Below are 9,679 nucleotides of genomic sequence, written 5' to 3' on the forward strand. Positions count from 1 at the left end.
TCAGCTTTGGCGGTTCCGTAAGGACCGCGATACTAGCCTCACTGAGTGAGGCGCCGAAAATAACTGCCCCAATTATTCCGACGGCAACTAGCAAGGTCGTGAAAACGATCCCGTTCAGCATCATGCGCTGAAAAGACCGAATAATCCTCTTTCGCTCCAATTCGTCTGCGTAAACTGAATACATCTGCTCAACCTTCCGTTTCTTGGGAGTTTCCCGGAAAAACGTGGCAGATTTGTGGCGAGTTGAAGCAACGAATACCTGACTCGCTGAGACGGCGTGCAGGAGCCGCTTGGAGCAGTGTCGAGCGGCAAGGATCAAGAGCGCCTTGAAACGGCACAGAGCGGGCGAGTGGTGGCTACATTTTCAAGTGCGAATTGCCGCAAATTTTTCCCGGTCATGTCAAATTTCTGCCGCGCGGCCGATAACAATTAACGTTAAAAAAGGCTTTGGACCGCTCATGCGTAAGAGATTTGCAAAATCGTTCGTCAGTTTTGGACCGGAGATTTATATCGTCGTCCTTGTTTCGCTGTTCCTGCTGATCGTGGCCTGAATGCGGTGAAAGGTATGTAAACCCGGCGGCACTCTGGACAGTATCGGCTAGGCAATTCAGCTTAGAAAACGGTGCGAGGTTCGTCCGAGAACCCGTTGAAACTTGCGAGATGAAAACGCGGCTTTCGGGTGGTTCGAATATCTGTTAACACATTAATTTTTAGATATTGAACTGACGGTTCAAAAAATGACTCCCCACGCGTCGGTCTTGCAGCCCCCCAATTAGAAATCGAGACCACCCCTCCCCCTAAAAAGCGGACGCCGCGTGTCGGCCAAGGACAGCGCGTCTTCTCGAGGCCTCGGGCCACTCGCCGAGTTGGCCAAGTGCTTTGGCCAAAAGAAAAGAAACCCACATGCGCCGCCCAGTCTTATCGGCCTCGCCAGTTCGTGCTTTTGCTTTTCCTGAATGCCCTCAAAAACCAGTAAAGAGGTATCATTTTACCTCTCTCATTTCAAGTGAGGCGCACCTGGTCTTGTCAGATTAACTTGGCTTTAGGCGGCAGGGTGGTTTCGTAAAGACGCTCTATTGGCAATATTTTCTTATGAAGAGAAAGAGGGTGGCACTGCCGCCCTTTTTTCCCTCGCGCAAATAGTCTGCTCTGGGCTCAGAGTTGCCGTTCGCTGCGATCTGGTTGAATGACCGCGTTGCGGGACAATGCTGTCGTTCGACAAGTATCGGGAGACACTGTCCCAACCGCGTGATGGCTCCATCGTATGACAACAACATCGATACAACCTCGGCCAGCTATTCCTTATGCCATCGCAATTCTTGGGGTTCTTTTCGCATCAATCTGTTTTGGGCTGGTTCCTTACTTCAGCCGGGGACTGACTGAGCAGGGCGTTGCGCCTTATGCAGTCGCATTCTATCGCTACATCGTCGCGGCAATTGCGCTGTTTCCTGTTCTCATTATGCATCGAAAAGCATGGCGAGAGATCACTTGGGGCCTTTACGCCGGAGCGGTGATGGGACTTGGGTGGATCGGATATGTGACGGCATTGGAGAAACTACCTGCATCCACGGTGGGCGTGCTCTACATGACCTATCCGGTCTTCACTCTTGTGATAGCTTGGGTTTTGTTTTCGGATGCCCCAACGCGGCGCGCCTTGTTAGCCTCTGGTCTAATTGTGCTGGCGGCAATCATTGCCGGATCACCAGCTTCCGTCCCCATAGAGCACATACCTATGTTGCTGATGTCACTCGCAGCTCCGTTCGGTTTCGGTTTCGGAATTTGCGTGCTGGTGCACAGGCTGTCCCGGATCGCGCCACTCGCGCGCATCGCCTCGGTTTCCTTGGGGTCTATTCTGGGTCTTGCGCCGCTTATTCTTAGTTCTGAAGTTGCCGAGTTACTCCCAAGGGAACGGTCCGACTGGCTGTTGATAGTCGGAATTGGGTTGGTCACGGCGCTTGTCCCGCAACTCATATACACGGTTTGTTCGCCTGTGATTGGCGCCTCTCAGACTGCGGTTGTCGGCAGCGTAGAATTACCCACCATGTTTGTTGTTGGACTTCTTACTTTTGGCGAGGCGATCACTGCAACCCAGGCTATCGCTTGTGCTCTGGTGCTGGGCGCGATTGCCATTACAAGAAGCCGAAAAACGCGCACTGTTTCGACAGTCCTCACCAATATTCCAAAACGGTAAACTTGGGCTCGAAGCCGCCGTTCACTGCGCTCTCCCCGAGCGACTGCTCTGCGGACAAAGTGAACTTCCGCTGCTGTTGGGCTAATGGCTGCTTTGACGCTCATGGACAGAGAGCATCTCAAAACGCATTGTGAACCAGACGCGACATGCCCAACGAGGCTAAGCGACCTTTGGAAAAACTATATTTGGATTTAGCCGCATGGAAAGAAGCAAAAAAGTACCTCTTAGCGAAGACGACTGTTCGGCTATGCTTGCCGCAGCACGGGAAGCTGTCACTTACCGGGCAGATCTGAAATCATCATCAGTAAAGCCGGAGTTGAGGCCAGCCGATTTCGCTTCGAATTTTAGTACATCGCTTCCCGACAAAGGAGTGTCAGCGTCTTCGGTTATTGAAGACTTGATAGAGGTTGCAAGCAAGGGGCTGCAGGGTCATGCGTCTCCTCGGTTCTTTGGTTACGTGTGTGGCGGGTCAATGCCCGTTGGCGCAGCTGCAGATTTTCTTGTGACCGCGTGGGGGCAAAACGCAGCCTCCTCATGGGAAAGCCCATCTGCTGCCGTCATTGAACAGACTGTTTGCCAGTGGTGTCTGGAGTTACTTGGTCTACCTTTGGACAGTGGCGTCGGCATTGTCTCGGGGGCGACGGTGGCAAATACGCAAGGCATAATCGCCGCGCGGGATACGTTGCTAAAGCGGCAGGGCTGGGACGTTTTTGAGAATGGTCTTTTCGGAGCGCCGGACATCACTGTCATGATCGGTGAAGACGCCCATTCTGCTCCGATGGCTGGCATACGCTATGCGGGCCTCGGATTGGGCAGTGCGAAACGCCTTGCGACAGATGAACAGGGCCGTATCCTCATCGAGGCGCTTCGTGCTGAACTAGAAGCTTGCAAGAACCCGCCTTTGGTTATTCTCCAAGCAGGTCAGATAAATACCGGTGCTTTCGATCCATTTGCTGAGGCAATTCCGATCATCCATGACGCTGGTGGTTGGGTGCATGTTGATGGTGCTTTTGGCCTCTGGGCTCATGCTGTGCCTAGCTTGAGGGATCGCTTGGCGGGTGTCGATAGTGCCGACAGTTGGGCGGTCGATTTACACAAATGGCTAAACGCGCCATATGATGCTGGGCTTTGCATCGTGCGCGATCGCAACGCGCTCGTCTCTGCAATGAGCGCTCGAGGCGCATATTTGCCTGAGCTCGGTGAAACTTGGGAGCCGAGCGATTCTACACTTGAACTCAGCCGACGCGCGAGGGGTGTCCCAAGCTACGCGATCATACGGCATTTAGGGGCCGATGGGATTCGCGAGATGATCACGCACCATTGCGTTCTAGCAACGTACTTGGCGGATCGCTTGAGCAATGAGCCGGGCATTGAAATCATGAATGACGTCGTGCTCAACCAAGTCGCCATTGCCTGCGAAACGGACGAAAAGACCAATAGGGTTTTGGAGCGTGTACAACAAAAGGGGCGCGTCTATCCAAGTCATGGGGTTTGGAAAGGAAGGCAGATCATCCGTGTTTCAGTCATTAATCATGCAACGGATCAAGGGGACATCGACCTACTTGTAGACGAAATTCTTGATGCAAATAGACGTGAGTAAAGGTTTCTGTTCTTGGAGTTGCATGCTTGGAGGCCTGGCGCGGATCGTTAAAACTATGGCTGCAGTCCTTCTTGACGCCTTTTGAAAACAAGATCAAAGCCGCCATTCGTTCTAGGCGCAGCATTTGTGACTCTGGGCTCAGAGCTGCCTTTCGCTGCGCGTGGGCCAAACGACCGCTGTGCGGCCGAAGCGGTCATTTGCTTTTCGGACATTGTTTGTCGCTAGGGATCATCGGTTCAGGCCGGCCAAGAAATGATTGATCGTCTCAGCGGCTTCGTTGGGTTGCTCGCACATCCACCAGTGGCCGGCGCCTTCAAGAACGGCAACTTGGGCACCAGCCCGTTCGGCTGAGCGGCGTATCAGTTTCTCCCCGCCGCAGTAGTGGTCTTCGGTCGGGATCAATGCCAGGCTTGGTCGAACAGCAGCCTTCGCCAGTTGCTTACCGGCATCGCGCATCACGGGTTGTGCTGCAGAACGGTAGAGCGTGAGGATTGCCCGACCCATATCAGGGTCTCGCGCGGAAAGGGTTTTCCGTGCGATTGTCGGTGTCATACCAAGACTTTCGTAGCGCTCTACAGCGTCGTCAATTGGCGCATCCATCATTTGTTGGACCGCCTGTTCTCCGATTTCAGGTGTCTGCCAAACCTGAGCAAGCTCATGCCAGACATACTCGGGGTCAAACAGCCCCAGGATGTCAGTGATCCAGGATCGAATGAGATCTGGGCGTTCCATTGCAACACCCATCACGTGACCACCACCCCAGTCGTGACCTAAGAGATCGACCGGATGTCCGATCTTCTGAAGTTCCGAAACGAGCCACTCTCTGTATGCGCCCATGGAGCAATCGAAGGCTTCCGGAATTGGTGCTCCAAAGCCGGGTGGCGAAAGCCGTAGCACATCTTTCTCATCAAGATGAGGAGCGAACTCATCCCAGATCGCTTTGGTCTCCGGGTTGCCGTGGACAAGGACGATCGTCATTTTAAGCCTTCCACCATTCTAGTGTCGTCTGGCGCGAGAGGACTGCGGCTTTACCAGATCACGCTGCATAGTCGTTTGACGGAACCGTTTCAGGACATTTCAAGGACCGGGTCTGTGCCATCCCAAGTACCCTTGCTCGAAATGATACGGGCTCGGCTGAAAGAGCTTCGGTCGAAATGCCCGACGTCGCGATGGTAGTCCATTTGCGTTCGATGATGGCCAGGTTTGTAAGCGGCTGCTAACATTGCCTTGTCGTCTTTCCAGAGCGAAACCGTCATCCCATCGTGTCCATCCACTGGAACACCGCTGTAGACAGCCCTTCGCAGATTGCCTGGGAGAGTGGCGTAGTACGCCTGTACGTTGTCCACTTCCTTGAGGAATTTTCCGATGCGAGGCACGTCATCAGGTCCGGGATTGTCATATCCCGCCGAGGTGAAGACCACCAGCGGGCCGCCGGGATCTGACGCGGAAACTGCAATGGTAGCATTGCTTCTTACGTCCCCGCGCCAATTGACCTCACCACGGTGCGCGAAGGGCAACACCAAAGCGTGATATGTTTCGACAGCATCCCCAAGAAAGGGGAGATGTTTGTCCGGGTTTTGAAAAACTTCTTCGGCATCACTTCGTGTAGCGTAGAGGCCGAAACCGCCCCATTCGTCGGACACGCTTGTCCTCGCGCCATTTTCTCCCGGCGGTGATGCTGGATAGAACCGCCAGGCCTCGGCCTTTTGGGGGCCTGGCAAAGGCTTTCCGTTACCATCAATCGGGTTCGCAAACCGGATGCGCTGAAACACGATCCAGTCGTGGCTTTCATCTGACATTGGCGGTCCCTCGATGATGCTTCCAAGTTTGAAAGGTAACACAAAATCTTAATAATTCATAACGACTGGGCCTAAAGGTGAGCTCTGAACACCCACTAGGTACGCGGGCGTCGTCCTCTTTCGCCTGCGGCACGGTGGGAGTCCCGACACACGGCAGCCATGGCCTTGATCTGTTCGACCCTCAGTGTCGTGCCTCCGATGCCCCACTAGCCGCTGAGGATTTTGACCATGGTCGGTTGATTGGGCGCAGCAGAGCAGCTTCTCCGAAGCAGACATTGAACGGTCATGTCAGAGGAACTTGGATTGAGGCGGGGAGGGGGCTTGCGTAGCTTCCGGCCATGACCAAGCGCTCTCTTCTCAAGTATTTCAAAACCGGCCCGGCGATCATCCGTCTGGCCGTGATGCTATATGTTCGGTTCCCGCTTTCACTTCGCAATGTCGAGGACCTGCTGCACGAGCGCGGCATCGACGTGAGCCATGAAACCATCCGGTTCGGTCGTTGCAGGATCGCCATGGGCGCTCGCCGACTAGCGAGATCCGCCCGTCACATGCACGGCTGGCGTCCGGTCGCTGTGCCATTTTCCGTCTAGCGCGCGTTCTATCTGGGCGGCGAGTTGTAGTAGAAGGCCGTCCCTCGCTTGGCCGGCCTGGGCATGAATGCCAAGCGGCAGGCCGTTCTCCTGCTTTGCCATCGGCAGCGAAATACCGGGGATTCCAGCAAGATTCGATAGCGGCGTGTAGGCGAAGAACTGCCACAGGTTGGCGAACCAGTCGTGAACTGACGAGTTGTCGCTGATCGTCAGGTATTCGGTGGTGCCGATCTTCGGGGTCGGCCGGGCCACGACCGGGGTCAGAATGATGTCCCAGTCTTCGAAAAAGGCACCGAACGCACGGGCGACGGAATTGAACACCGCCTGCATCTTGTAGCGGTCGTGATAGCTCATGTCGCGGCCAGCCTCCCAGATCCGGATGTTGATCGGTTCGATCAGATCGGCGGGCGGATGAGACAGGGACCGTGCCTCGAGATAGCCTTGTATGACTTGTGCGAAATTACTGATGTAGCACATGGTTTGCGCCGCGAAGGCTGAGCGAAAGTCGATTGGGGGCAACGTCCACTCGACGACATGACCGAGAGCTTCGAGAAAACGGCCGGCGCGCTCGAGTTCGCTGATGAAATGCGGGGGGGCACTGTAATCCCCCCATTCATGCGAGAGCGCGATGCGGAGGCGCGGTGGATCGGAGCGGATGCGATCCACATAGGTTCTGTCAGCCTTCCAGTACGGCATGAATTCTCCAGGAGCGCCGCCTCGGCACGCATCGACGAAGGCGGCAGTATCACGCACCGTTCGGCTGAGGCAGCCCTGGGTCGAGACCAGACCGGTCAGGTCCGACAGGCCCGGCGCAATCGAGAACACCCCGCGCGAGGCCTTCAGGCCAATGAGGCCGTTCAGCCCCGCAGGGATGCGGATAGACCCGCCGCCATCGGTGCCATGCGATAGCGGCAGCACCCCCGCTGCAATCGAGGCCGCGGTTCCGGCCGACGAGCCGCAGGTTGTAAAATCGGTGTCCCACGGGTTACGTGTGACATAAACGGCCGGGTTCTCGGCCGAACTGCAGACACCGAATTCCGGCGTAGTCGTCCGCCCGACGATGTTGAGCCCGGCGCCGCGTACCCGGCCCGTAAGATAAGCGTCCACCTGCGGCCGGTTGCCCTGCATGAAGAGCGATCCCATCTCCTGCAGGCGCCCTTTCACCGTGGGCCCCAGATCCTTCATCAGGAATGGCACTCCAGCGAAGGGGCCATCCATATTCGTCCTGTTCGATGCGGGATCGTCGATCGCATCCGAAAACAGTTCAACAACGGCTGAGATCGAAGGATCGACCAACTCCACGGCCGCGGCCATCTGTTGGCCAATCTCGCTGGCAGTAACGTCACCTTTGCGGATCAGATCGGCAAGGCTGACGGCATCCTGTGCGGCCCAGTCGTCCCAACTCATTGGCATTGTCATCTATGCACTCACTTTCAATTGCGCTCCGATGGTGTTCAGTAAAGACCCGCCGCGACCGGAGATGTCGACGTTTCGTATTGATCGCGTTGTCGCCAATGGTGACACGAAATCCCCCTCCAAAAAAACCTCGGTTTCAATTCGCTGGTCATGTCAGAGGAACTTGGCTTGAGGCGGAGATGGTGGTTGCGTAGTCTCCGGCCATGACAAAATGCCACCAATTCAAGTACTTCAAAACCAGACCCGAGTTCATCCGACTGGCCGTGATGCTGTACGTCCGGTTCCCGCTGTCGCTCAGAAATGTCGAGGACCTGCTGCACGAGCGAGGCCACAAAGTGAGCCATGAAACCATCCGGTTCTGGTGGAACCGGTTTGGACACATGTTTGCGTCGGAGATCCGTCGAAAACGGGTTCAACACTGTCATTCTTAAAGGCCCATCAGAGTGATGGGCCTTGTTCGTTCAACGCTGCCAATCGGGCGGGCGTCCGATCATCCGCGTGATTTCTTCGACCACCTGATCGACCGGTAGATCAAACCAGTCGCCACGCATGTGGGCGGCGGGATGCGTATCCCGCATCCACTTTTCCAGCGCCAAGCCGGCAGCCTTGTCCGCTACCTCCCATGTGGCGTGATCTTGCAGGGGGTCGACACTGTCCGCATTCCGGGCACGCCGCTGGTCAAGGTTGATCGTGTAGCTGATCTTGGCTGCTCCGGGCTCGCTGGGATCGGCGGCAACGTAGAACGTGCGGGCCTGCTGGGTATCCAACGCGCGACCGGGGGCGATGTCGTCAAACAGCGCATGCAGCGCGCTGACCGTGCCTTTCTTTTGCTTTGGCACCTGACCAGTTTCCAGCGCGATTGCCAGCGCATCGCGCAGGTCGGTTACACGACCGGCGGTTAACCGCAAAAGCGGCGTGCCGTCCGTGTCATCGGTCACAGACACTTTGATCGCCGCCATATATATCAATGCCTCCGTGCACCGGGACGGTAGTTCCATACGGGCTTGAACCGCTCGTGCAACGCGGCCTCCTCAAACTTGCGGCCGCAGATTTCTACACCGTGCCGTTCGATCAAGTCCGACTCCTTAAGCCAAGCTACATACGAAAATTGCTGGTCGTCGGCGCGACCTCGGTGACACGGCGCGCAGAGACCCAACGGAAGGCGAGACGGCGCCTGGGTCAAATCACTCTTCAAACGCAAACCGACCAGGCTCGTGACCGTCGCGGTCGCCAACAAGACCGCGCGAATTGTCTGGGCACTGCTTGTGAAGGAAGAGGGTTACAGGGCTGCACCAGCCACCTGAAAGAATGAGGACAACGCGGCAGCCAAGGCGCCGCATCGAGATGCAAGGGCAGAACAGAGTGATGATGATCGAACGGGACCGCTGCCTGGACGCCCCTAGGTGCTGTCAGGGCGTCTCAGCTAGAACGTCTGATTGAGACCCGACATGCTGACTTCATCAGGGCGTGCGATCAGATGTGCCGCGCGCAGGCCGGGCACATGACTGCAACTCGCAAGAATCCCAACAAGCTCAATTCAACCCTTGCCCAAACGGAGCCGTCCACGCACGAAAGCACCTGCGGAAAAAGAGCCGTTTAGAGTTGAAAGAAATTTTCAAAATTCTGTGCGTTTCAGCCTGCTCCATCCCCTTGGCAAGGAAAAAATTGCAAGAAATCAAAGATAAATTTCTTGAGCGACTCATGATGAGTTTCTAGCCTGAAAGCATATTTTTCTGATGACAATGGCTGCCGATAACTATTTTTCTGTTTTTACTAGAATGTCGAAATTGTGAATATTTTAAAGATATATCAGTGACCTAGAGGGGTAACGATAGAGGCCATTGCCATCCAAGTCTTAGGGAGACTTACGATGGCACTACCGTTTGAACCCGGCTCGCAGCGCCGCCAGAAGCGGTCTGTTTCAAGTTGGAGCCAAGCCTTTTCCTGGTTCTCTGACGCCCGGGCGAACACCTTTCGACGAACAAAACGCAGGTCGCCTTCGGGGGGCGTGCCGGGGCTCAAGATGGAGGCCATCGAACCCCGATTCCTTTTGTCTGCAGACCCTGCACCATTCCTCGTGGAT

The 9,679-nt window shown here is 55.7% G+C and carries 6 protein-coding genes and 4 pseudogenes; 6 read left to right on the forward strand and 4 right to left on the reverse strand.

Annotated features, from left to right (window positions below; genetic code table 11):
* The first annotated feature begins 1,264 nt into the window (after nucleotides 1-1,264).
* Complete coding sequence (locus tag E0501_RS03945; RefSeq protein ID WP_137700031.1) at nucleotides 1,265-2,191, forward strand: DMT family transporter; 927 nt, start codon at nucleotides 1,265-1,267, stop codon at nucleotides 2,189-2,191.
* A 199-nt stretch (nucleotides 2,192-2,390) separates the two neighbouring features.
* The gene (locus E0501_RS03950) at nucleotides 2,391-3,791 is read left to right on the forward strand and encodes a pyridoxal phosphate-dependent decarboxylase family protein (protein WP_137700032.1); all 1,401 of its coding nucleotides are present in this window, start codon (nucleotides 2,391-2,393) and stop codon (nucleotides 3,789-3,791) included.
* 228 nt (nucleotides 3,792-4,019) lie between these two features.
* Here the strand turns inward: E0501_RS03950 and E0501_RS03955 are convergent, their stop codons facing one another.
* Both E0501_RS03955 and E0501_RS03960 read right to left on the reverse strand, forming a co-directional pair.
* On the reverse strand, nucleotides 4,020-4,769 hold the full coding sequence (locus E0501_RS03955) for an alpha/beta fold hydrolase (protein WP_193555871.1): 750 nt from the start codon (nucleotides 4,767-4,769) through the stop codon (nucleotides 4,020-4,022).
* Between the two features lie 89 nt (nucleotides 4,770-4,858).
* Complete coding sequence (locus E0501_RS03960; RefSeq protein WP_137700033.1) at nucleotides 4,859-5,590, reverse strand: hypothetical protein; 732 nt, start codon at nucleotides 5,588-5,590, stop codon at nucleotides 4,859-4,861.
* 338 nt (nucleotides 5,591-5,928) lie between these two features.
* Between E0501_RS03960 and E0501_RS03965 the strand changes: the two are divergent.
* Nucleotides 5,929-6,081, forward strand: a pseudogene (locus tag E0501_RS03965) (IS6 family transposase); the annotation flags it as partial.
* 36 nt (nucleotides 6,082-6,117) lie between these two features.
* Here the strand turns inward: E0501_RS03965 and E0501_RS03970 are convergent.
* Nucleotides 6,118-7,587, reverse strand: coding sequence for an amidase (locus tag E0501_RS03970; RefSeq protein ID WP_205123442.1), 1,470 nt, complete (start codon nucleotides 7,585-7,587; stop codon nucleotides 6,118-6,120).
* Between the two features lie 212 nt (nucleotides 7,588-7,799).
* On the opposite strand from E0501_RS03970, the pseudogene E0501_RS21455 reads away from it, so the two are divergent.
* Nucleotides 7,800-8,012, forward strand: a pseudogene (locus tag E0501_RS21455) (IS6 family transposase); the annotation flags it as partial.
* A 45-nt stretch (nucleotides 8,013-8,057) separates the two neighbouring features.
* On the opposite strand, the gene E0501_RS03980 reads toward E0501_RS21455, so the two are convergent.
* On the reverse strand, nucleotides 8,058-8,555 hold the full coding sequence (locus tag E0501_RS03980) for a GIY-YIG nuclease family protein (RefSeq protein ID WP_137700035.1): 498 nt from the start codon (nucleotides 8,553-8,555) through the stop codon (nucleotides 8,058-8,060).
* Nucleotides 8,556-8,692: 137 nt separating this feature from the next.
* On the opposite strand from E0501_RS03980, the pseudogene E0501_RS21460 reads away from it, so the two are divergent.
* Together E0501_RS21460 and E0501_RS21800 are read left to right on the forward strand one after the other, a co-directional pair.
* A pseudogene (locus tag E0501_RS21460) lies at nucleotides 8,693-8,900 on the forward strand (IS110 family transposase); the annotation flags it as partial.
* A 719-nt stretch (nucleotides 8,901-9,619) separates the two neighbouring features.
* Nucleotides 9,620-9,676: pseudogene (locus E0501_RS21800) on the forward strand (LEPR-XLL domain-containing protein); the annotation flags it as partial.
* Nucleotides 9,677-9,679 lie beyond the last annotated feature (3 nt).

The sequence above is a fragment of the Marimonas lutisalis genome (assembly GCF_005434965.1).
In the GTDB taxonomy this organism is placed as follows: Bacteria; Pseudomonadota; Alphaproteobacteria; order Rhodobacterales; family Rhodobacteraceae; genus Marimonas_A; species Marimonas_A lutisalis.

What these genes read in the sequence shown, in the direction of transcription:
- E0501_RS03945 (WP_137700031.1), top strand. Translation starts at nt 1,265, where the DNA reads ATGACAACAACATCGATACAACCTCGGCCAGCTATTCCTTATGCCATC.
- E0501_RS03950 (WP_137700032.1), top strand. Translation starts at nt 2,391, where the DNA reads ATGGAAAGAAGCAAAAAAGTACCTCTTAGCGAAGACGACTGTTCGGCT.
- E0501_RS03955 (WP_193555871.1), bottom strand. Translation starts at nt 4,769, where the DNA reads ATGACGATCGTCCTTGTCCACGGCAACCCGGAGACCAAAGCGATCTGG.
- E0501_RS03960 (WP_137700033.1), bottom strand. Translation starts at nt 5,590, where the DNA reads ATGTCAGATGAAAGCCACGACTGGATCGTGTTTCAGCGCATCCGGTTT.
- E0501_RS03970 (WP_205123442.1), bottom strand. Translation starts at nt 7,587, where the DNA reads ATGAGTTGGGACGACTGGGCCGCACAGGATGCCGTCAGCCTTGCCGAT.
- E0501_RS03980 (WP_137700035.1), bottom strand. Translation starts at nt 8,555, where the DNA reads ATGGCGGCGATCAAAGTGTCTGTGACCGATGACACGGACGGCACGCCG.